Here is a 23,429-nt window from a genome sequence, read left to right on the forward strand (position 1 = left end):
CCACTCGTGTCCCTCGCAGATCGTCCCGTCGTCGATCGACTCTCCGCTGGCGCCGTCAGCGCGTGGCTCGAGCGCCGCGCCCTCTCGCTGGCCGCGCTCGGGACGGCGGCCGTCCTCGTCGTCGTGCTCTACCTCCCCGTCGGTCTCGTCTTCGTGGAGGCGCTCCTCGAGGACGGATCGCCGACGCTCGGTCACGTCACTGAGGTGCTGACGGATCCGTTCTACTTCGGCGTCCTCGCGGACGTCTTCGCCGATCCGCTCGCGATCGGCGCGCATCTCGGCTCGCTCGCGGGCTGGCTCGCCGCGGTGTCGATCGCGCCGACCCTCGCGTCTCCGGTTCCCGGCGTCGACCTGCCGGTGCCGTGGCTCGCCGTCGACGCGCCGCCGGTTCGGAAGGGGCTGTTCGGTTTCACGGCCTATCAGGCCGCGCTGTCGACGGTCGCGAGCGTCGCGATCGGCCTCCCGGCCGCCTCCGTCCTCGCGAACTACGAGTTCCGCGGCCGGCGCACGCTCCGATCGCTGACGATTCTACCGTTCGTGTTGCCAGGAATCATGGTCGCCGTCGGCTTCTACGCGATGTTCGGGCGGACGGGGACGCTCAACACCCTGCTCGGGGCGGTCGGCCTGGGTCCGTTCGCGTTCGTCGAGACGAGCCCGCTCGCGATCGTGATCCTCGCCCACGCCTTCTACAACGCGCCGCTGGTCGCCCGTCTGACCGTCTCCGCCTGGGAGTCCGTCGACGCCCGCACCGTCGAGACCGCCCGCAGCCTCGGCGCGAGCCCCCGCCGGGCCTTCCGCGACGTCGTCGTGCCGCAACTCGTCCCGGCGGTCCTCACCGGCGCGCTGCTGACCTTCATCTTCACGTTCATGACCTTCCCCATCGTGCTCGCGCTCGGCGGCCTCCAACTGGCGACCGTCGAGGTCTGGATCTACGACCGGATCCAGCGGTTGGCCTACGGGGAAGCGGCCTCGCTCGCGATCCTCGAGACGATCCTCTCGCTGGGGCTGACCTACGCCTACCTCCGGTACGAGTCGGCACAGACCGGGTTCTCGCAGGCGCCGTCGCCGCCGCCGAGAGAAGCGCTCTTCCCCGACGTGCGGACGGCGCTCTCGCCGCGGCGGCTCGCGATTCTGGGGTACGGGTGCGTCGCGCTGGTCCTCTTCGTCGGTCCGCTGGCGAGTCTGGTCGTCGGGAGTTTCACCGACGGCTCCGGGTTCACGCTCCGGAACTACGCGTTCCTGCTCGAGCGCCAACTCGAGGGCGCGAGCTTCCAGACGCGTCCGGTCCCGGCGATCCGGAACTCGCTGCTGTTCGGGCTCGCGACGCTGGCCGTCGCGGTGCCGATGGGCGTCGTGATCTCGGTGCTGACGGTCCGGGCCGGCAGGAGCGGACGGCTCGTCGACACGCTCGCGATGTTGCCGCTGGCGGTCAGCGGCGTCGTCTTCGGGATCGGGCTCCTGCAGGGGCTGGTCTTCGGGGTTCCCTTACCCGGCGGCTGGCGCCTCCAGGTGACGGGCGCGGTCGCCATCGTCGCCGCCCACGCGGTCGCCGCCTACCCGTTCGTGACGCGCAACGTCTCGCCGCTGCTCGCGACACTCGATCCGGCGCTGGTCGAGTCCGCCCGCGCCCTCGGCGCCTCGCGAACGCGGGCGTTGCTCGACGTCGAACTCCCGCTGGTCGCCAACGGGATCGTCGCCGGCGCGGCCTTCGCCTTCGCCGTCTCGATCGGCGAGTTCTCTTCGACGGTGATTTTGGCCAGCGGGAGCGAGCACTACACGATGCCGGTCGCCGTCGAGCGCTACCTCGGCCGTCGCTCCGGGCCCGCGATCGCCATGGGGACCCTATTGTTGCTCGTCACGGCGGCGAGTTTCGTCGTCGTCGATCGCGTCGGCGGGAGGTACGAACTGTGACCGAACTCCGACTCGAGGGCGTCACCAAGCGCTACGGGGCGGACGGAAGCGGCACCGTCGCGCTGCGGGACGTCGATTTGACCGTCCGCGACGGCGAGTTCTTCACGCTCGTCGGGCCGTCGGGCTGCGGGAAGACGACCACGCTCAGAGCGATCGCGGGGTTCGAGGCGCCGACCGACGGCACCGTCCGCTTCGACGGCGAGGTGGTCACCGACGCGGCGCCCGAGGAGCGAGACGTCGGCGTCGTCTTCCAGAGCTACGCGCTCTTTCCCCACATGAGCGTCGCCGAAAACGTCGGCTACGGACTTCGATACCGGGAGCCGCCCGCGGGGACGAGCGTCGACGACCGCGTCCGCGAACTGCTCGAACTGGTCGATCTCGAGGGGATGGGCGACCGCGATCCCGACCAGCTGTCGGGCGGGCAGCAACAGCGGGTCGCGCTGGCCCGCGCGCTCGCGCCCGAACCCGACCTGCTCCTGCTCGACGAGCCGATGAGCGCGCTCGACGCGCGGCTCCGGGAGTCGCTGCGCCGCCAGCTCAAACGGATCCAGTCGCGACTCGAGATCACGACCGTCTACGTCACCCACGACCAGGCGGAGGCGCTGGCGATCTCGGACCGCCTCGCGGTGCTGCGCGACGGCCGGATCGAGCAGGTCGGCCGACCGCGGGAGATCTACCGCGAGCCGTCGACCCGGTTCGTCGCCGAGTTCGTCGGCGACAACAACGTCTTCGACGCGACCGCGCGCGGCCGCGACGGCGACCGGGCGCGGGTCGCCGTCGACGGGAGCGATCGCGAGTTCGAGATCGCGGGCGTCCCGGCCGGTGCGGAGCGCGTGAGTTTCTGCGTCCGACCGGCCGCGCTCGCTCGAGACGCCGACGCCAATCGGTTCCCCGTCGAGATCGAAACGAGCGAGTTCCGCGGCGAGCACGTTCGGGCGTACGGGCGGTGGGACGGCGGGTCGGTCGTGCTCCAGTTCGACGCCGAGATGCAGTTCCCATCGGACCCCGACGGCCTCGAGAGCGGGGTGACCGCGACGACCGACGGCGGTATGGACGACAACGGAGCTGACGGTGCGGACGACGGTGGTGACGCGACGATCGACGGCGACGTCGCAGTCGGGTTCGCGCCGACGGACGCGCACGTACTTGAGACGCAGTCGGCAGAAGAGCGGCGGTAATCAGGCCTGTCGCGCCATCTGCGCCGAGAGCTCGACGTGATCGTACGGGTCGGAGGTCACGCTCGGCCCGTGGCCCGTGTGCATCTCCTCGAGGTCCGGATCGATCCGCTCGCGGACGCGGTCGATGCTCTCGATGAGCGTCTCGCGGTCGCCCTCCTCGAGATCCGTTCGGCCGAAACTCCCGTTCTGGAAGATCAGATCGCCGGCGAAGAGGACGCCCGGGCGCTCGGCGTAAAAGCAGAGGTGGTCGTTCTTGTGGCCGGGCGTGTGAAGCGCGACGTATTCGTGGTCCCCCAGGCGGACCGTCTCCTCGTCCGCGATCGCGCGGTCGACGCCGTCGATCGCGGTGTCGTACCCCCACGCGTCGACGTCGAAGGCGTCTGTCACCGCCTCGAGATTGCCGACGTGGTCCCGGTGGGTGTGCGTGAGCACGACGGCGTTGAGGTCGTCGACCCGTTCCCGGACGGCCGCGACGACGTCGAAGTTCGCTCCCGCGTCGACCAACACGGTCCGCTCGCCGTCGACGAGAAAGACGTTGCTCGTAAACGCCTGGACGCCCTGTGCGAGATTGGTGATCATAGCCACCGATACGCCGTCGACCCGTTTGTACGTATCGACATCCCGACACGCGTCGGTCTCGAGCGCTGTGAGTTCCTTCCGATACTCCTCTCAGAGTTCGGTTTACGGTCTGTAGCCGAGCGGTATCGGCTCTCGACTCGACTGTCGGCCGGTCGCCTCGAGAGTCTCGTATTCACAAGGATTTTTAGCTGCGGCACGTAGTGGTAGACGAATGAACCGGCCGGTCTCCGTCGTCGCCGTCGTTCTCGTCGTGCTCTGTGTCGCCGGTCTCGGCGTCCCGACGGCGGTGGCTGGGACGGGTGCCACAAGCGACCCGTCGCCGTACGCACAGTCGATCGCGCCGACGGAGACGCAGTCACAGCCCGCGATCGCTCAGTCCCAGGACTTCGATCAGACGACGTTCGAGATCACCGTCCACCAGAACGGGAGCGCGACGTGGACGATCCGCCACGAACGGCGGTTCGGGGGCGAGAACGCATCCGAAGAACGGGACGCGTTCGAGGAGTTCGCCGAGGAGTTCGAGTCCGAAGAGAGCGACCTCTATCAGCGGTTTGTCAACTCCTCGAAGGCCATGGCGGCCAGCGGCGCCGAGCAGACCGACCGCGAGATGGAAGCGACGAACTTCCGACGCTCCGCGAGAGTCGAAGAGCAGTTGGGCACGACGCACGGCATCGTCGAAATGTCGTTCACCTGGGAAGGGTTCGCCCGCGTCGACGGCGGGACCGTTACCGTCGGCGACGTCTTCGAAGACCTCTACATCGCGGATGATCAGGTAATCGAGGTCGAGGCCGGCGACGGTCTCACCTTCGAACGCGTCGATCCCGAAGCCGACGCTCAGTACGCCGGCAACTCGCTCGAGAACGCGGACACGGTTCGCTGGAGCGGCGAGCAGCAGTTTCTCGACGGGCAACCGCGAGCGGTGTTCGTACGGGACGGCGTCGCCGAAGGGAGCGCCGTGACGTGGCAACTCGCCGCGGCCGGCCTCCTCGCGTTGGCGGTCGTCGTCGGCGCCGTCTGGTATCACCGCCGCCGGACCGACGACGACGGCGACGGTCCGACGCCGGACGCAGTCGCGGAGCCGGACGATTCGGAGGCGTCGGCCCCGGCGGCGGCAGCCGCGACGGCCGCCGCGACCGAGCGCGATACCGACGACGAGCCGTCGGCACAAGAGACCCAACCGGAGCCCGATCCGCTCACCGACGAAGAGCTGCTCACCGACGAGGACCGTGTCGTCAAACTCATCCGCGAGAACGGCGGTCGCATGAAGCAGGTCAACATCGTCGAAGAGACGGGCTGGTCGAAATCCAAGGTCAGCATGCTCCTCTCCGATATGGAAGAGGACGGCACGATCAGCAAACTCCGGGTCGGTCGCGAGAACATCATCAGCCTCGACGGGTTCGAACCCGAAGCGACCAAATCGCCTTTCGAGGAATGACTGCTGTCAGCTGCCGAACCCGTGTGACGGTGGGACACTCTCGGATCGAAACGGAATGCTTAAACATCGTACGACGTAACGATTGAATGCAGACGAAGGACGTGAACGCTCCGTTGCCGAGAGGGACGATGTCCGTCGAGGCTCGGTGCGAGAACGCAGTGAACGCTCCGTTGGTGTAGTCCGGCCAATCATATTGCCCTCTCACGGCAATGACCAGGGTTCGAATCCCTGACGGAGCACTTCTCCGCGAACAACTTCGTGAGCGAAGAATACGACCCAGGATTCGAATCAGAGAGCAGCTTTGCTGCGACCGTGGTTCGAATCCCTGACGGAGCACTTCTCCGACACAGTTCTCGAGCGAGCGACGCGTAGATTGTTCCTCCTGCGGCTGCGCCGTGTTTTCACCGGAAGCGATTCGCTTATCGAGCTAAACGAATCGTTCGACTCGAGCAGACGACGAAGCGACTGGACGGGAACAGGAGCGTCGGGTCTCCCGGACTGCGCTTCGAAGGGAGGATGGAAGGGGAGGGGATATCGCCGTAGGGCAGGAGAACTGCCTCTGACACTGCGATGATGGGGTGGGTGCCTGCCCTAGGACGACAGAGGAAACCGATCGGAATAATCGTATATCCAATACGATTTGGTATTCGGGATTCGGCTCCGGAGCAGCGGGTACGGTTCGCCGCGGGCTCGCGAGCGACGGCGACTCGAGCGATCGGGGGAGACCAGCGCTCGCAACTGCGTCCCGAAGCGCCGAGAGCGGGTCACTGACGGTGCGGACTTGAACGACCTGAACGTGTAACGCGATAGCAGAACCCCGGGCGGACGAAAGGGGCGGTAGATGAGCCGTCGCAGAGCGGCGCTGGCGGTGCTCGCCGCGATCGTTCTGACCGGCGGGACCGCGACGTACGGCGTGATCACGGCCGACCGGCCGCAGGTCGAATCGGTCGAGACCGAGTGGGGGACCGTCACGGACGAGCGGACCGAAGTCGAAACCCGGATCGGCGTCGACGAGCCGTCGGTACTCCGCGCCGGCGACGCCGTGGCGGACGTCTCGTACACCGTCTCGGCGAACGACATCGTGCTCGCGTCGGAGCGGGACAACCGCGTCCGACTCGACGAGACGGGACGCGCCGTTACCGTCTCGACGTGGATCGACAACGACGAGATTCCGGCGTGGTGGGCGTCCCACGTCAACCGAAACGAGACGACGACGGTTCGCGTCGAACCCGACGTGGTCACCACCTACGGCGGTATCCGGCTCCCCGCGGACGGAGCGGCGCAGGAACGGACCGTCCGGACGGACCTGCTCGAGCCGCTCCGGACGAATCAGACCCGACGGTTTCGGGCGTACGATCGGACGGTGTTGGTCGTCGACGAAACGGACGCCGAGTGGGGCACCGCGACCGAAAATCGCACGCCGATCGACGCGTCGGCGACGGTGACCAACCCGACCGGGCTGCCGGTCCCGATCACGGAGATCGGCTACACGGTACGGCTGAACGGAATCGTCGTCGGAGAGGGCGTTGCGGCCGACCAGACCGTTATTCCGGCCGGCAGTACGCGAACGATCGACGCCGGGGCGGCCATCGATAACGCGGAGCTAGACGACTGGTGGGTCACGCACCTCCGGAACGACGAAACGTCGAACCTGACGGTCGAGTTCGACGCGACCCTCGAGTACGCCGGGATTCGGCGGACGGTCCCGCTGGAGTTCCTCTCGTACGACCGCACGTTCCGGACGGATCTGCTCGGATCGGCAGATGCGAACGAGGCCGAGTCCGCGAGCGATCGGGACGACCAGCGAGAACGGGTTCGACGGCCGAATTAGTACTCGAGACGATCAGTTGTGCAATCGTAACGGTATCGTGCGAGCGTGGTCGGTCCGGAGCAACTGCGTCTCTTCCAGCCGCGAGCCGCGATGACATCACTCGCCGAGTTCGACGGTCGCGAACTTCCGCGGATCCGCCCACGCGTCGTCGCTCTCGTCGAACCAGCCGAACTTCGCGATTCGCTCGCCGTCTTCCTCGACGACGGTGTGGACGTCCATTCCGAAGCGATGACCGACGATCGGCCGCACGCCGTATTCCCGCCACGGAATCGTAAACTCCGCCCGCCATCCGCCGTCGGTCTCGGTCGTCGTGACCGAAGAGCCGTCGCTTATCGGCGCCGTGTTCGCGCTCTGCCAGATGATCCGCCCGCCTCGAGGAACGATCATATCGAGATCGTTCTCTCCGTCGTACGTCTCCTCGCGGCTGTTGTCGAGGTCGAGATACACCTCCGCGAAGGTGTCCTGCCAGTCCTCGATATCGGTGAGATCGATGCGCACGTACAGCGCGGTTTCGTCCCACAGCGCCCGCCACGTGATCGCGTTCTCGAGCGGGCGATCGGTCCAGAGGAGCATATCGGCCGCATGTGGTTCGGCGGCGGACCACGCACCGTCCTCGTCGCCGACCGGATTCGAGGCGGTTCTGGGGATGATTGCCGCCGGCCGGGTGCGATCGAGCGTACTGAACCGGACGGACGCGGGGTCCGACTCGAGGCCGCGCTCGTCGACGGCCGTCACGCGCACCTCGTACTCTCGATCCGGATCGAGGTTCGAGAGTTCGGTCGCTCGTTCGACGCCCCGCAGGGTCGACGGCTCGCGGTCGTCGACGATCACCCGGTACTGGAGGACGTCGTCGCCGTCCGGATCCGGCGGCCGTTCCCATCGCACGGTCGCCCTCGTCTCGTGGACCTCCTCGATTCTGACCGCTCCCGGGGCTGCCGGCGGCGACCCCTCGCCGGACGGGATCGGCGTCTCCCGACCGGGTCGGTGGTCGTCGCGTCTGTCGGCGAGCCAGTCCTTGACCAGCGCGCCCATGTGGTCGTCGCCGTCGGGGAGGGACCAGTCGGCGTCGAACATGGCCGGCTGTCGGCGAGTCCCGAACGTCGCCGCACACCAGTGGACGTTCTCGTGGGCGTCGACCCACTCGCGGAACGGCTCGCCCCACTCCGCCGTGCTCCCGATCAGGTGGGCGTCCGCCCCCGCCGCCTCGGCGCCGGCGGCGGCGGTGTACCCCCACTCGGTCACGAACACCGGGACGTCGAAGGCGGGCGTTCCGAAGGCCGCCTCCCAGGAGCGGGGGTCCCAGGACGGGTAGACGTGCGCCGAGTACAGCAGTCCGTCGTGATCGAACGGTTCCTCGGCGGCGTGGGCCGTCATCGACGACCACGCCGGCGACCCGACGACGATCGGCGTCTCCGGAGCGCGGTCGCGGACGCGGGACAACCACGGCGTCGCGCGGTCGCGCCAGGTCCGCCAGGCCTCGAGGCCGCCGGCCGCCGGCTCGGTCGGCGCGCCGAACAGTTCGTAGAGGACGTGGGCGTCGTCGGCGTACCGCGGGGCGACGCGGTCCCAGAACGAGCGCAGTCGCCGATCGATCGACGACGTGTCGTAGCGTTCGCTCGCGTGGTAGTCGACCAGCAGGTAGACGCCTCGCTCGGCCGCGAGTTCGACCGCCCGATCGAGGGCGTCGACGACGGCGTCCATGCCGGCGTCGCTGATCGAACGCGGCGTTATCGGGAGCCGAAGTACCCGCGCGTGCCACCCGGCGTCGTCGTCGGTCGCGAGTCGGACGGCATCCCAGTACTCTTCCTCCCGCACCGCGGCGTGTTCGAGGCTCCACACCGGATCGTCGAGGCTCACTCCGCGGAGGACGACCGGGTTGCCGTCCGGATCGGTCACCCAGCGCCCTTCGACGGTGAGTCGCGGCGGTCCGGCCGTCACCGGACCGTCGGTTCGCTGGCTCGAGCAGCCGGCGAGTGCGGCCACCGAACTAGCCGAGAGCGACGCCAGATACCGTCGGCGGTGCATTACCGATGAACTCTCGGTAACGCTGATAACAGTGATGGCCCGCCGCCGAAGCGAAGGTCGGTTGCGAACCCGTCCGACGCCGTCGGTCTCGAGGACCCGCGATCACTCGCCGCCGACGTCCGAGACGACGAACTTCGCCCCGTCGTCGTAGCGCTCGTCGACGGCGATCGTCCAGTCGTGCGCCGAGACGATGCTCTCGACGATCGCCAGCCCGAACCCGGTTCCGTCCTCGGCCGTCGTCGCCCCGTACTCGAAGACGTCGTCGACGGCGTCCGTCGGGATGCCGGGGCCGTCGTCGGCGACGTAGAAGCCCGTTTCCGTGGGACCGACCTCGATGCTGACGCTCGAGTCGCCCTGCTGGACGTCGGTCTGTCCGGATTGTGAGGGGGAACTCGTGGAGCCGTGCTCCACGGCGTCCTCCTGAGCGTGCGAAGGAAGGCTTGTCGAGCCATGCTCGACACTGTCGTCGGCCTGCGGCCGACTGTCCGTGGACCCGTGTTCCACGCTATTCTCCTGAGCTTGCGAAGGAGAGCTTGTCGAGCCGTGTTCGACACTGTTCCGGAAGAGGTTCTCGAACACGCGCAGGAGCCGCTCCCGATCGGCCTCGAACGTCCGGCTGCCGACCACCGATACCGTCGCGTCCTCGTGGTCGACGTTCGCCCAGGCGTCGGCGGCGACGGACTCGAGGTCGACCGAGACGGTGTCGTCGATGGTGTTCTCCTCCCGAGCGAGCGCCAGCACGTCGGCGATGATCGTCTCCATGCGCTCGTGGGACTCGTCGATCCGCGTCGCGTACTCCCGGAGTTCCTCGAGATCGACGTCCTCGGACTCGGCGTCGGCGAGCTTCGACTCGAGGAGGTCCCGGTAGCCGTCCGCGACGTTCAGCGGGTTGCGCAGGTCGTGGCTGACCGTACTCGCGAACTGGTCAAGGCGTTCGTTCTGGCGCGCGAGTTTCCGGCTCGAGCGTTCGGCCCGTTCGCGGGCCGCCTCGGTCTCCCGGATCTGCGTCCGGAGGGCGTCTCGCATGGCCGCAAAGGAGGCGAACAACCGCCCGATCTCGTCCTCGCGGTCGGTTCGAAGATCGACGTCGAACTCGCCGGCCTCGAGCGCCCGGGTCCGCTCGCGCAGTCGGATCAGCGGGAGGACGGTCCCGCGGCCGAGCACGAGTCCGACGACGGCGAGGGCGGCGAGCGAGGTGACGATCAGGAAGGCGACGTTCCGACCGACGGTCTCGCCGGCCTGGTAGAGCTGCGCCTTGGGAGCCTCGGCGACGACGATCCAGTCGGTGCCGTCGACGGGAGCGAACGCGAACACGTCGGCGTCGCGGTCGTGAATCGCCGTCTCTCCGTCGCGAGCGGCGCCGAACGCCGACGTGTCCGAGAGGGGCGCCGGCCGAGACTGGCGCGGAGCGGCCACCTCGCGGCCGTCGGCGGTCAGGACCCGCGTCGTCGTGATCGTCTCCGACCGGTAGAGCTGTTCGAAGCCCTGCCGGACGTCGGCGACGACGACGAGCACGCCGTCGCCCACGCGAACCGGACGGGCGAACGCCATCAGCAGGCGGCCGTTGCGTTCGTAGGCGCGATCGGACGACGCGATCGGGTCGCCGTCGCCCGAGTCGGCGGTCGCCCGCTCGATCGGAGCGCTCCAGGCCGGGACCGCCGTCGCGACCGACTCTCCCTCGTAGTCCGAATCGGTGCTCGCGACGATCTCGTCGCTCTCCGGATTCACGTAGTGGGCGCCCACGACGTCCTCGCCGGCCAGCGCCCGCGAGTCCCGCAGGTGGTCCCGGATCGCCTCCCGGTCTCGAGTGCCGTAGACGTCCGACGTCGCGATCCCGCGCGTCTGGCTCTCGATCCCGTCGATCCACTCGCCGACGGCGTCCGACTGGACCGTCGCGGTCGATCGGAGGGTATCCTCCGCGTCCGCTTCGATGATCCCCTGAATCTGGACGTAACTGACCACGCCGATGCCGGCGATCAGCAGGACGACGACGAAGAGCGCGAGCGCGAGTTTCAGCGCGTAACTGCGGCGGACGACGCCGGGCACGACCGAGCGCGCGACTCGCGAGACGACCGATCGCTTCGGGTCCCCCTCGCGTTCCCCCTCCGGTGGACCCGAGTCTGTCATAGTCTCGCTTGTGAGTACGGACTCTTGATTATTGTTGCCGGAGGGGCGACGACGTTCGCTCCCGCTGTCAGGTCGACCGGGAGCCCCCTGACACCTCGAGGAGTCAGGGTGAATTCGCGATACCGCGAGCGAAGCGGCCGTCGGTGCGTTCGAAAAGGGGGGAGGAGAGCCGTGATTCGCCGGTCGAAGAACGCGACCGAGCCTCGAGCGGCAGACGAACCGCCGGTCCTCGCCGCCGCCGGGCCGTGCGGTCGATCGGGTTCGGCCGCGGCGCTCAGCCGTCCGACCCGTCTTCCCCGTCCGACAGCGACAGCGTCACGTACGCCTCGGCGGTCTCCGTCGACGGATCGTCGGGCACTTCGTCCGAGTAGAGCAGCCAGACGATCCGCGCGTCGTCGTCCGCGGCGTCGGTGACCGATCCGGACTCGAGTTCGTACTCGAGGCGTCGGGTTTCGCCGTCGTCGACCTCGACCCCGCGGCGGTCGAGTTCGGTTTCGTTCGCGACGGAGACGCTCTCGCCGTCGCCCTCGAGTTGCTGCGCGACGGCGACGACGGTGTAGTCGACCGTCTGCCCCTCCTCGTTCTCGACGCCGACGGTGACGTTCGTCGCGTCGTCGCCCTCGAGGGCGGCCGATTCGTTGGTCAGGAGGTCGCCGTCCTGCTCGAGGAACAGGGCCGAGTGGCCCTCGGCCTCGTCGGCGCCGCCGAATCCGGGGCCGACGGCGGCGAAGCCGACGCTCGCCAGCGCGATCCCGACGGCGAGAACCAGTAGCCCGGTCAGCATAATGTCGGCGCGGCTGTCGGGGTAGCGGACGGCACCCCGAACCGTCGACCGCCAGCGCCGGACCGGAACGGCGAACGCGACCGACGGGGCGAGCGCTCGCCGACGACGGGCGGCGATCCACGCCAACAGTAGCGTGGCGACTGCCACGACGGCGACGACCGGGCCGGCCTGGATGGGCCAGGGCGTGTAGTGGATCGCGACGCCGACCGCCGAGACGAGGACCACGCTGGCGAGGACCGACAGCGAGAGGCGATCGACGCCGTCGAGGCCGGTGCCGGCGCCGAGAATGCGGGTTCGTCCGCCGCCGGTCGCGTCGCCCGCATCGTCGCCGTCCGCGTCGGCGACGGCGACTCGGTTCCGTTCGGGAAACAGCGCCGCGATGAGCGCGTAGCCGGGGACGAAGAGGACGAAGGCGATGCCGAGGGGGACGCGCAGCGGCGTCTCGCGGATCACCGGCGCGAACGCGGCGACGACGACGAGCAGCGTCGCCACGACGACCGCCGCGAGATCCGGCGGCAGCCACCCCTCGGTCCGCGCGGACCGATTCCGGTTCGCAGTGGTATCTGACATATATCTCCCGTTCGATATCCGATACGTAAATTGGATGGTCGCTTGCGGAGACAGTCAGGAAGTAGTGACTACGCAACTTGAACGGTCACGAGCGTAGCAGCCGACTACGCCGCCCGCGCGAACGATTTGAGGGACCGAAAACCGCGACGCTCGACGGCGTCTCCCGCGGGTTCCGACGTCGGTAGAGTATAGTGAGGGCATTACTTTCACCGGGATCGTAATTAGTAGCCGAGGAATGCGCCGTTCGCGTCGACTGCGGGCGTCTCTCCGCCCACCGGGAGCTGGCCGTCTCTCTCGGCGGCGCTCGCGGGACCGACGCGGCGCGCCGGCGGCCGTCCGCGGCGGTCGACCGCCACAGGAATCCACCCATGAGGACTGACAACCCCGACGAAAACGTCGATGCGAGCATCGCCGACACCGACCGAACTCGCGGCCCGACGCAGGGCGACCGCGTCGAACTCGAGCACCGGGTCGAGCGACTGCGGGCCCGAAACGAACGGCTCCGGGACGGAGTCGACGACTCCCGTCGACACCGGCTCCGGCTCACCGCTCTCGGATTCGTCGGCCTGGGCGTCCTGAGCTTCGGGGCCGCGTTCGTCCTCCCGAACGGACAGGAGGTGCTGTACGCCCTCGCCGGCGTCGGACTGTTCGCCGGCCTGCTGACCCGGTCGGTGACGGGGAGTCGATTCGTCGAAAGCGGCGACGCCGAGCGGGTCTACGCGACCTGCGCCGCCAACTACGAGGCGATACTCGCGCGTCGCGGTCTCGAGACGGACCGGTGGTACCTCCCGACCGACGACGACCGCGTCCGCCTGTTCGTCCCGGCCGAGTCGGACGACGCGCCGCGGCCGATCGAGGGTGACACGAGCGTCGGCTTCGGCGAGGACGGCCTCGTCCTCGAGCCGATCGGCACCGAGTTCGTTCGAGAGGTCGCGGGGACCGGCTCGGGCGCGACCGAGACGCCGGCCGCGACGGTCGAGCAACTGAGCGACGCCCTCGAGGGCCGGTTCGAGTTCGCGACCGCGGCCGAGCCGGCCGTCGACATCGATCGGGGCCGGGCCGAGATCGCCGTCTCCGGCAGCGCGTTCGGCGCCGTCGACCGGTTCGACCATCCCGTCGCCTCGACGCTCGCGGTGGGGCTGGCCGAGGTCCTCGAGCGGCCGGTCCGACTCGAGGTCACCGACGACGCCGACCGCGGGGAGTGGCTCGTCCGCTGTGAGTGGGACGCGGACACCGGCGCGGACTGAGCGGGTGACGGGGGGACGGACGGGGATGGACTCGAGTCGCGAACCGGCGTCGATCGGTCTGACGGGACTGACTCGAGCGGGGAGACCAACATCCTTCTGAGAGAACCGGCGCGTCAGTGAGACGCGAGTCGTCGCTCGGCGGGTGTTTTGCGCCGGTACGGAGTCCGGGCGCTGTGCGCTCTACTGAGTGCGGGGTATCGATGGTAGGTTTCGTAGGACGGTGCCGCTACGAGCAGTTTGCGTCCGACCGTCAAGAAAGGGTTCGCTCGCCGACGGCGACGAACGGCCGCGCTACGGAAGCAGGCCCGGTTCGAACAACTGGACGGTGCGGACGCCGGCGACGGCCGCGGCGGTGACCAGCGCCAGCGTGACGAGCACCTCGACGCGCCCGTACCACCGCGGGCGGACCTCGGCCGGCGTCAGGAGTTCGATGGCCGTGACGAAGCCGATGACTCCCAGCAGGACGAACAGTCCCGGCGAGAAGGCGCCGACCGCCGCCAGCGCCAGGAGCAACCCCAGGAGCAGCGCGACCTGCGTGCGAACGAATCGGAGACGACGTGGCGTAGGCATCGCCGCCGCACTATTCCGGACCGTGACATAAAACCAGTCGGTCGTCCACCGCACGAACGGTCGGTAATCGGCTCGTACCCGTCGATCGTGGCAGCGCCGGACTCGATCGAACGGTTCCGGCCCGAGACTCGAGCGACCGTCGGCCGTCGCCGATCCGTCACTCCGGTTTCGGCGGATGCTCGGCGTCCCGATCCCACCGGCTCCACTTCAACAGCGGGGTTCCCGGGAGCTCGAATCTGACCAGCGAGATCGTGCCGTGCGGTTCGAACTGCGAGGACTCGATGCCGTAGCGGGCGACGTTGTCGACGCCGGTATCGGTGTAGATCGTCGCGTCGGGATCCCGCTCGAGGATCCACTCGGTTCGCGCGCGGTTGATCTCCTTGAACAGCCCGTTGCCGCGGTACTCCGGTTCCGTCCCGGCGTCGAACAGCCAGTAGCAGTCCTCCTCGACGATCGTGTCCGGGAGCGCCCTGGGGGCCCGCACCGACTCCGGCGTCAGGGTCCAGCCGTAGCTCATCACCTCGCCGTCGTCGTGGAGGACCATCCCGACGTGGCCGTCCTCGAGGTACTCGAAGTACCGATCCCGCCACGTGGGGTCGTCGCCGAAGAACCGACGCACGGATTCTCTATCGTCGACGACGGCTCGCTCAGTGTCGATCGACGCGTACGACTCTTCGGGGAACTCGCCAGCGAACTTGTAGGCGGCCAGATCGAGCTTCGCGTTCTTCGCTTTGCTGGTGAGATCCTGCGTGGTGTGCTTCGCCTTACTGACGAGTGACATCACGGTCAGCTGATGCGATCTGCGTACATATCGGTGGGTGATCGTTCGAACCGCGGCAACTGGACCGCCTCGAGACGGCGGAGGGAATTCGGATCCTACGCGCACCGCCGGTCGGTTCAGGCGGCGGATAGCGAATCCTATTCGATCCCTAGCGTTCAGCAACTCGTCAGTGACACGATTCCCGTCACGAACCTATTAGTTCGCGTTTCACATCACCCTCAGGTCAGGTATCGCCCCAGGTCGACCGCGGACGGCGTCGATTCCGCGCCCGCGTCGGCTCCGGAACCCCGCACCGTCCAATCGATAACCTCACAACTCGAAACACCACATGGCGAACAGACTGATATCGAACATCGTCTCCGATTTCGGTGGTCGCGTCGTTCACGTCGTATCGACCGGACTCCTGTTGCTCGTGCTCACGCGGATCCTCGGGCCGGAGTCGTACGGACTGCTCGCGTTCGCGCTCTCGGTCTTCTCCTTCTCTCGGTTCGTCAGCGAATCGGGACTGCCGTGGGCCGCGGCGCGGTTCATCGCGGAGGACAGGGACGACGCCACCGAGCGCGCCGTCGCCGCGGTCGTCGAATCGTGGATCCTCGTCGCGATCGCGTCGCTGGCCGTCGCCGTCGCCCTGCTCGTCGGCGCCGACTTCCTCGCGGCGCTGCTGAACGAGGCCGGCCTCGCCGGCCTGTTGTTCGTCGGCTCGGGCTACGTCCTCTTCTACACGCTCTACCGGTACAACCGGGCCATCCTGCAGGGGTACGAAGCGATCACCACCACGGCGAAGCTACACGCGATAAAGGGCGGCATGACCCTGACGCTCGTGACGGGCGCCGTCCTGCTCCGACCGACGCCGACGGCGGCCGTCGTGGGCTACGTGGTCGCCTACGCGCTCGCGACGCTGCTCGGCCACTGGATGGTCTGGCGCGTCAGCGACCTCGACCGGGAGAGCGTCGCCGGCGACGGCGAGGTCCGAATGAACATCCTCCGGTACAACGTGCCCCTGAGCGTCACGCGGCTCTCCGACGAGGTCGACGGCCACCTCGATACCATCCTCGTGGGCTTTCTCACGAACCCGACGCAGGTCGCGTTCTACACCATCGGCAAACAGATCAGCCAGTTCACGCGCGTCCCCGCGGCGTCGATCGGCTTCGCGCTCTCGCCCTCCTACGGGGCCGAGTCGTCGAAGGGGGAAACGGAGGCGGCCGCCTCGGTGTACGAGGAGAGCCTGCGGAAGACGCTGACGCTGTACGTGCCCGCCTGCATCGGCATCCTCGTCGTCGCCGACCCGGCCATCGTGTTGCTCTTCGGGGACGGCTACGCCGGCGGCATCCTCGTCGTCCAGATCCTCTCGCTGTTCGTCTTCTTCGAGGCCCTCGAGAACATCTCCGGGCCCGCGCTGGACTACCTCGGACGGGCCCGGTCGCGGGCGATCCTCAAGGCGACGACGTCGATCGGGAACGTCGCCCTGAACGTCGCCCTGATCCCGCTCTTCGGGGCCGCCGGGGCCGCGGTCGCGACCGTGATCACCTACGGCACGTACGCGATCTGTACGGTCGGGATCGTCTACACCGAACTCCCCTTCGACTACCGGAACGTGGTCCACTGCTTCGCGACGTCGCTGGGGATCAGCATCGGGATGGCCGCCATCGTGCTGGCGTTCCTACACGTCCTCTCGGGATACGTCGGCCTCGTCGTCGCGATCGGCGCCAGCGCCGTCGTCTGGCTGGTCGCCTGTCAGGCCTTCGACCTCATCGACGTCGATCAGGTCGCGGAGCAACTCACGGGCTGATCGCGCGCCGCGCGGCGCCGATCAGCCGTAGAGCGCGACCTCGTTCGAATCGTAGACGCGGTTTCGATCGGCGAGTTCGCTCTCGTCGATCGACTCCTTCTCGACGTACTCGGAGAACTGCAACGGCCTGTCCGCGAGTTCGCCCTCCCTGATGAGGACGGCGTCGTAGCCCGCGAACATGTCGCCCTCCCCGCCGGCGTCGACGACCGAACACGACGAGCCCTGTAGCTCCGTGAGATACCGACAAGAGAGCCTGTCGGCTCCGATCTCGCCGTCGTAGCCCGCGTCGACGGCCTCGAACGACTGGACCTCGTTGTCGGAGAGGTAGAAGGTGTAGAAGGGACGTTCGACGACCGGGTTGTCGGAGGCGGTGAAGTCGTTGGAGACGGCGGTGAATCCGAGCCCCGACGTGAGCACGAGGAGCGCGAGGAACACCGCGACGCCGCCGCGGTCGAACAGTTCGTACAGTCCGAACCCGCCGAGCAACGCGATGAACATGATGCTGTAGTGGCCGAATCGGCTGATGTTGATGCCGGCCAGGGCGTCGAGCAGCAGCGTCGGTCCGGGGAACGCGAGCGGAACGAGGGCCACCGTCAGCAGCCCGAGGGAGGTGAACAGCGGCACGCGCCGCGACGAACGGAAGTCGACGCTCGACTCGGCCACGTCCGCCATCGCGTCGGCTTCGCCGCTCGTCGCGAGCCGCCGGTGCCAGAACAGGAAGCCGACGAGGACCAGCAACAGCGCGAACGCGTAGGGAACGAAGTTCGCGACCTGCGCCCACGGCGCGGCGAGCACGTCTCCGGACTGACCCGACCCCGACGTGGAGCCGAGGAAGCTCACGACCATCGTGTCGACCAGCCGTTCGACGATGAACTCGGCGTTGTAGAGCCAGTAGGTGGCCGTGACCAGGACGCCGACCGAGAGCACGTAGTTGTCGGCGGCCCGGATCGGGCTGGCGATCGAGAACTCGAGGGCCGCGAACAGGAGGAGGATCGCGAGGACGAACGGGATCGACGCGGGGTGGTAGACCACGATCGCGGCGACGAGGAGGACCGTCAGGATCCGCATGTTCCCCGTCGGCCGATCGACGAGCGCGAGCACGAGCGCGAGGAAGAGGATCGAGGTGACGCTGCGCGGGATCGAGTACATCCCGTAGAAGAGGTACAGCGGGAACGAGATCAACACCAGACACGACAGCAGGCTGGCGGTCTCGTTGGGGTAGACGCGCCGGGCGAGGCCGTACATGAGCCCGACGGCGGCGGCGAAGACGCCCCCGGAGAGGAGGTACATCGTCGTGTGAACCGGGATCCAGTCGCCGAACAGCTGCGTCGAGACGGCGGTGTAGACGTGCCAGAGCTGGAACGCCTCGTACTCCGGCAGCAGCGACGAGAGCTCGCCCGTCTCGAGGATCGACGTGGCCATCGCGATGTGGGTCATGAGATCGCCGTGGCCGACGAAGAAGTCGTAGTTCAGCGTGACGCTGAAGATGACGAGCGCGGCGAGGACCACCAGGTGATAGAGGCCGATCGCGTGGCGGCCTCGAGTCGGTCGCGAGGTCGTGATCAACAGGAAACACAGCAGGTACGCGACGGCGACTCCCGCGTAGAACAGAAACGGTCGAACCTCGGTCGCGCTGAGCAACACCACGAGTCCCGCGAGCAGCAGGTGGAAGGTGACCGACCAGATTCGCCAGTCGACTCGCGGGATCCGACGACCGGCCGCCGTCGACGAGCCCCGTTCGTCGCCGATCGCTCGGACCAGCGCCGGCGCGGCGATCATGGGAACGGCGAAGTACAGCCCCAGAATCGCCAGGTTCGTCAGCCCGAGGACCAGCGGGACGACGACCCCGACGACGGCCACGAGCGGTAACGCGACCGTCGACAGCCCGTAGACGCGGTCGACGAGCCGTCTCACGGCGCACCACCGACCTGCGGCGGTCTCGCGATCGGTCGCGAGGGGTTCGGAATCCGTACTCGAGCGACGGGCTCCGGTCTCGGTTCGGCTCCCGGTCGGGACCGACGGTTGGCTGTCGGTCCGCTTCGATCGACGGAACTGATCATCTGTCGGAACTAGATACAATTGCGTTCGAAAAACGTTCGACACCGTTCACAGCCGCTGAGAACGTATCGCTGTCGCTACTGTTGGGCCGCTCACATTCGATAGATTATGATAGGTTCGGTGAACGTAACCGGATCGGAGTTGTCAGAGTAGGATGACACAACGGCCGCCGAGACGGACTCGAATTCCGACTCGAGCGTCCGCTACGGTGGCGATTCGATCCGAAGAGCGAGAATCTCTCTCGAGCGCGGAGTGCTGCACGCAGCGACGCGGTCTGACCGTCCTCGTTGGAACTCGGCGACGATCCATGGGGTCCTCGGGTATCGCGACGTTGCAGGGTCGGTGCCGTAGGAGGGGCGTATATCGGATAACGGCCTGCTACCGATTGTATACTCTCGAATTCGGAACGTAACTAAGGGTGGGATCGCCGTACCGTACGGGAGATGGTCGACCGACGGTCGTATTTGAAACTCACCGGCGGCGCGCTCACGGCGGGGATCGCGGGCGGGGTGATCGCACTGGTCGCCCGGAACGAGGGGGGTGGCGGCGGGACTGCGACGTTCGAGGAACGGGACGTCGAGTACGACGCGCACGACGACCCGTCGGACGTCTACCGCGTCTGGACGGGGTATCCGGAACGGTTCGCCTTCGAGGACGGAGCCGCCTACACGGGAGCGACGGCCCTGCGGTGTGACATCCCCGCGGGCGACAGCGACGGGAGCAACGCGATGGTCTGGTTTCCCGACGGCGGCTACGCCCAGCCGCGGGCGCTCTACCAGCGGGCGATGATCTCGCTGAGCGAGGACTGGACGATGGAAGAGACGGACGTCTGTCGGTTCTGGTGTGCGGGGCTCAACACGGAGGCCGGCGTCCAGGGATCGGGCAGTCGGGGACGGCCCCACGGCGACGACGGCTGGTCGAGCATGTTCGCCGTGACCGATCGCGAGATCGACGACGAGGCCGCCTACAACCTCGCCGCGTACTCCTACCACATGGATCAGGAGGGCATCAGCGGCGAGTTCGAGGTCGTCGGTGCGCCGGTTCCGGTCGGCAAGTGGTTTCAATTCGAGACGCTCGTCCGGATGAACACGGTCAGCGACGGCGAGGCGAACCCGGACGGCGAGGTTCGGTGCTGGCTGAACGGTACGCCCGTCTACGAGCGAACCGACTTCCGCTGGACGACGACCGAAGACCAGGCGATCGAGTACGGCGGGCCGCTGGTTCGGTACGGCGGCGACGAAACGGCGCCGGCGGACCTATCGATCTACTACGACGACCACGAACTGCGCGGCAACGGGGCGATCGAGGACCGACGGGGATCGGCCCCCTACGTCGAGGACCCCAGCAGGATGGACGACTACGACGGCCGGATCACCGTCGCGACCGGCGACGCGGAGACGAGCTACCGCGTCTACGTCGACGGCTACGTCGTCCACAGCGAGTGGAGCAACGTCGACGGGCACACGACGTCGCCGAACGAGACGGTCGAGATCGCGCTGGCCGACGACACCGAGGGGTACGCGACCGCCGACGCGGTCGCCGCTCCCGAGAGCGCCGACGGCTACCTGTACGACGGCTCGGTCGTCGCCGTCGACGCCGACCCGGAACTGGCGGAGCTGTGGGTCGACGGGCAGGAACTCGATCCCGAGGCGGTTCCCTCGAGGCCCGGGGAGTAACGACGGTTGCTCGACGCGACGTAGCTCACCTCGAGAAGCGGCGCATCCGTACGTCGGTTACGTGGCCGGCCGGTTCGAGTAGATCGCGACCGGATCTCGTCTCGAGAGTTTGCTGTGAGACTCGCAATACAGACAGACGGATGCACTTACCGCGAGCGAAGCGAGGCGGCGAAGCCGCCTTGGATACGCGAACGGCGCAGCCGTGAGCGAGGCCGAAGGCCGAGCGAGCGGGCCGACGACCGACCCGGCGGGGAGGGAGGAGTGCTTTTCATCGAAGTTTTGCCGAGGGCGCGGCTTCGCCGCGCCCGCAGCGCAAAAGTTCGTCGTGTTAGAGCGACTTTTCGACGTACTTCTCGCGCCCGAACTGGTAGAGGGGCCACGCGACGCGCGAGTACCCCTTCTCGACCTTGAAGACGGGGACGGCCGTCCCCCCGTACTTGTGTTTGAACCGGAAGACCGAGTTCGAGAAGTGCGAACCGGTTTTCCCGAAGTTGTACCGCTCGTAGCCCTGCTCGATCCCCCACTTGATCCCGCGTTCGTGGAGGAGTTCGGAGGGGTGGTACTGGTAGTTGTCCGAATCCGGGATCGCCGACAGCCAGTGGTGGAGGACGTCGCCCTCGTCGTCGAGGAGGTAGACGTATCGACCGACCTCCTCGCCCTCGACGATTGCCCTGAAGACCCGCAGGCGGTCCTCGAGCCGGTCGGCCAGCGACTCGAAGAACGCCTTCGGAAGCGGCGAGCCGTCGACGCGTTCCAGGTTCTTGACGTACCAGTCGTAGGTCGTCTCGAGGTCCGTCCCGAGCGGGTCGATCTCGATCCGATACTCCTGTTCGTTACCCTTTCGGATGTCGCGGCGTCGGCCCTTGTCCATCCCGTCGAGGATGGCGTCCCAGCCGTCCTCGAGGTCGATCAGGAACAGACACGAGTCGAACGACGGCTCGTACCCCCGGGTCTGGAGGTACTGGCCGTACCGCACGTACTCGAGGTCGTAGGTCTCGATGGCGTGGTTGACGACGGTCCGCTCGCTGGTCTCCTCGAGACCGTCAAAGAGCAGGTCGAGCGCGTCGGCCTCGTCGGTGAGGACGACCGGGCCGCCGAATCCGGTCGGCAGGGAGACCAACTGCTCGAGCGGCGGCGCGACGGGGAGCGTCTCCGTGACCGCGTCGGGGACGGGGAGGTCGGTCTTGAAGTTAGGCATGAGGGCGATCGGATTGCCGCTCTTCTCGACGACGACGTGGCGGGGCTCGTGGTCGAAGGCCTCCTCGATCGCCCGGACCCACTCGTAGCGCTGGTAGACGGTCCCGCGGTCGGACTGGGTGACGACGTTGTTCCACTGGTTCTCGTTTATCGGTTCGATGCTCCGGTACAGAGTCGGTTCGAGTGCTGACACGGTTTCGAAAGCGTAGACGGTTGGTCGGCGGTGTTCGTGCGTGGTATTCGACTCGCGGTCGCGGACGACGCGGCCCGCGCGACGGCGCGAACGGCTAGTTCGTCGCCGGAGACAGTCGCGAGAGCAACTCGCTGCTGTCCCGGAGGTTGACGTAGAGGCTCTCGGCCATCTCCATGCTCATCGTCGACCGTTTCGCCGAGTAGTAGGTCCGCGTCTCCGGGCTGAACTTCGCCTTCCACGTGGTCAGTCGAGGCGTGTTCGCCCCGACGATCTCGTAGCTGTCGGCCCCGCGTTCGAGGGCGTCGCACATGCCGTGGTACTCGAGCAGCTCGTTGGCCGGGAAATCGGTATCGGGACGCGTGCTGCCCTGCCAGCCGCGGATTCGATCGCCGTTATCGAGGACGATGTTGCCCGACACCCGTTCGCCGTCGAGCCGGAGCACGTCCACGCGAACGGCTCCGTCGGGGAGTCGGTCGTACAGTCCGGTCACGAAGTCGACGGGGAGATGCGGCTTCCGATCCTGCTCTTCGTACCGTTTCCGAACCTGCTCGACGGTCCACGCGAGATCGGCTCGGTCGCCGGTCTCGATCGTGTACTCGTCTTCCCGGTCCTGCGCGTCCCGGATCCGCCTGCGCGGACTCTGACTGAACCGCTTGATCAACTCCTCCTCGCTGGGCGAGTCCTCGAGCGGGATGACGTACGTGTACGCCGGCGAGACGTCGAACTCGTTCCAGTCGAACGGGCGGGTGTCGTCGTAGTTCCAGTCGGTCTCGACGTAGGTGTATTGCGGATCGACCTCCTCGTCGATCCACTCGAGACAACTCTCGATGAACCGGCGGTGTCGTTTCTCCCGTTTTCGCTGTTTCAGCTGGCCCATATGCAGTAGTGCGGGGCCGAGGTTCGGTATCCCGAGTTCGTACGGCGGCGAGAAGACCAGCGAGAACGGGCCGCTGTTCAGTTCGAAGACGGGGAAGATTCCGACCGGATGCTCCCCCTTGTGTCCCATCAGCGGATACAGCGTCGCACCCGTGTGATCCCGCAGGCACTCGAGGGCCTCGTACCGGTGGAAGACCGTCCCCTGAGGGGAGCGATCGACGTACCTGTTCCACGTCTCCTGTTCTGACGGATCGGCTACTGAAACACGAATACTCATTGTTGTCGGTGTCGACGGGCGGTCGATCGCCGAAGGCGACACTCTCGCTCAGCTTCGGTTCATGTAGGCTTTGTTATAGCAGCCGTACGGCCGCTGTAGCCGTACTGCGCAAAACGAAGGGAGTCGCTTCTTTCGTTCCGGGAAGGGCCGTGCGGACACGCGATTCCCGACGGCCGCGATAGCGTCGGTTCGCGTGACCGTACGGGCAATCCGACCGTTTCGAGCCCGCGAGACGGGCCGACCCGCGACGGTTGTGCGATCGACGCGGTCTCGAGCCGCCGGTAATCTCATCTTACGCCACGAATCCCGATATGGTCAATATTTC

Annotated in this window: 16 protein-coding genes and 1 tRNA gene; 8 read left to right on the forward strand and 9 right to left on the reverse strand. The window is 67.5% G+C overall.

From position 1 onward, the window contains the following. Positions 1–6 precede the first annotated feature (6 nt). Positions 7–1,911: an ABC transporter permease gene (locus HTZ84_RS03145; RefSeq protein WP_174679350.1), complete on the forward strand. Its 1,905-nt coding sequence runs from the start codon at positions 7–9 to the stop codon at positions 1,909–1,911. Then, complete coding sequence (locus HTZ84_RS03150; protein ID WP_174679351.1) at positions 1,908–3,089, forward strand: ABC transporter ATP-binding protein; 1,182 nt, start codon at positions 1,908–1,910, stop codon at positions 3,087–3,089. The genes HTZ84_RS03145 and HTZ84_RS03150 overlap by 4 nt, the downstream gene beginning before the upstream one ends. Here HTZ84_RS03150 and HTZ84_RS03155 read toward each other — a convergent pair whose 3' ends face one another. Beyond that, positions 3,090–3,668 (reverse strand): MBL fold metallo-hydrolase, encoded by a 579-nt coding sequence (locus HTZ84_RS03155; protein ID WP_174679352.1) that lies wholly within the window; start codon positions 3,666–3,668, stop codon positions 3,090–3,092. Between the two features lie 211 nt (positions 3,669–3,879). Between HTZ84_RS03155 and HTZ84_RS03160 the strand changes: the two genes are divergently transcribed. From HTZ84_RS03160 to HTZ84_RS03170, 3 genes are all read left to right on the forward strand, one after another. Further along, on the forward strand, positions 3,880–5,103 hold the full coding sequence (locus HTZ84_RS03160) for a helix-turn-helix transcriptional regulator (RefSeq protein ID WP_174679353.1): 1,224 nt from the start codon (positions 3,880–3,882) through the stop codon (positions 5,101–5,103). Between the two features lie 164 nt (positions 5,104–5,267). Further along, positions 5,268–5,342, forward strand: a tRNA-Glu gene (locus HTZ84_RS03165). Positions 5,343–5,944: 602 nt separating this feature from the next. Beyond that, the gene (locus HTZ84_RS03170) at positions 5,945–6,934 is read left to right on the forward strand and encodes an LEA type 2 family protein (protein WP_174679354.1); all 990 of its coding nucleotides are present in this window, start codon (positions 5,945–5,947) and stop codon (positions 6,932–6,934) included. A 96-nt stretch (positions 6,935–7,030) separates the two neighbouring features. Here HTZ84_RS03170 and HTZ84_RS03175 read toward each other — a convergent pair whose 3' ends face one another. From HTZ84_RS03175 to HTZ84_RS03185, 3 genes are all read right to left on the reverse strand, one after another. Then, complete coding sequence (locus HTZ84_RS03175) at positions 7,031–8,959, reverse strand: cellulase family glycosylhydrolase (protein ID WP_174679355.1); 1,929 nt, start codon at positions 8,957–8,959, stop codon at positions 7,031–7,033. A gap of 102 nt (positions 8,960–9,061) precedes the next feature. Then, complete coding sequence (locus HTZ84_RS03180) at positions 9,062–11,086, reverse strand: sensor histidine kinase (RefSeq protein WP_174679356.1); 2,025 nt, start codon at positions 11,084–11,086, stop codon at positions 9,062–9,064. A 274-nt stretch (positions 11,087–11,360) separates the two neighbouring features. After that, positions 11,361–12,440, reverse strand: coding sequence for a DUF1616 domain-containing protein (locus tag HTZ84_RS03185; protein WP_174679357.1), 1,080 nt, complete (start codon positions 12,438–12,440; stop codon positions 11,361–11,363). Between the two features lie 368 nt (positions 12,441–12,808). Here HTZ84_RS03185 and HTZ84_RS03190 point away from each other — a divergent pair, with 368 nt between their 5' ends. Further along, positions 12,809–13,687 carry a hypothetical protein gene (locus tag HTZ84_RS03190; protein ID WP_174679358.1) on the forward strand — a complete coding sequence of 293 codons (879 nt, stop codon included), beginning with the start codon at positions 12,809–12,811 and terminating at the stop codon, positions 13,685–13,687. A gap of 291 nt (positions 13,688–13,978) precedes the next feature. Here HTZ84_RS03190 and HTZ84_RS03195 read toward each other — a convergent pair whose 3' ends face one another. Both HTZ84_RS03195 and HTZ84_RS03200 read right to left on the reverse strand, forming a co-directional pair. After that, entirely contained in the window at positions 13,979–14,257 is a 279-nt protein-coding gene (locus HTZ84_RS03195; protein ID WP_174679359.1) for a hypothetical protein, read from the reverse strand. A 157-nt stretch (positions 14,258–14,414) separates the two neighbouring features. Further along, entirely contained in the window at positions 14,415–15,038 is a 624-nt protein-coding gene (locus tag HTZ84_RS03200) for a GNAT family N-acetyltransferase (RefSeq protein ID WP_174679360.1), read from the reverse strand. A gap of 328 nt (positions 15,039–15,366) precedes the next feature. Between HTZ84_RS03200 and HTZ84_RS03205 the strand changes: the two genes are divergently transcribed. Beyond that, a complete protein-coding gene (locus HTZ84_RS03205) occupies positions 15,367–16,827 on the forward strand; it encodes an oligosaccharide flippase family protein (RefSeq protein ID WP_174679361.1) in 1,461 nt (486 codons plus the stop codon). Positions 16,828–16,848: 21 nt separating this feature from the next. On the opposite strand, the gene HTZ84_RS03210 is transcribed toward HTZ84_RS03205, so the two are convergent. After that, entirely contained in the window at positions 16,849–18,741 is a 1,893-nt protein-coding gene (locus HTZ84_RS03210; RefSeq protein ID WP_174679362.1) for a hypothetical protein, read from the reverse strand. A 587-nt stretch (positions 18,742–19,328) separates the two neighbouring features. On the opposite strand from HTZ84_RS03210, the gene HTZ84_RS03215 reads away from it, so the two are divergent. After that, positions 19,329–20,561: a hypothetical protein gene (locus tag HTZ84_RS03215; protein ID WP_174679363.1), complete on the forward strand. Its 1,233-nt coding sequence runs from the start codon at positions 19,329–19,331 to the stop codon at positions 20,559–20,561. Positions 20,562–20,889: 328 nt separating this feature from the next. On the opposite strand, the gene HTZ84_RS03220 is transcribed toward HTZ84_RS03215, so the two are convergent. Continuing rightward, positions 20,890–21,951, reverse strand: a complete 1,062-nt coding sequence (locus tag HTZ84_RS03220) for a GNAT family N-acetyltransferase (RefSeq protein ID WP_174679364.1) — start codon at positions 21,949–21,951, stop codon at positions 20,890–20,892. A gap of 94 nt (positions 21,952–22,045) precedes the next feature. Continuing rightward, positions 22,046–23,104: a GNAT family N-acetyltransferase gene (locus HTZ84_RS03225; RefSeq protein WP_174679365.1), complete on the reverse strand. Its 1,059-nt coding sequence runs from the start codon at positions 23,102–23,104 to the stop codon at positions 22,046–22,048. Between the last annotated feature and the right edge of the window lie 325 nt (positions 23,105–23,429).

It is taken from the genome of Haloterrigena gelatinilytica, from assembly GCF_013342145.1.
Classification (GTDB): Archaea; Halobacteriota; Halobacteria; order Halobacteriales; family Natrialbaceae; genus Haloterrigena; species Haloterrigena gelatinilytica.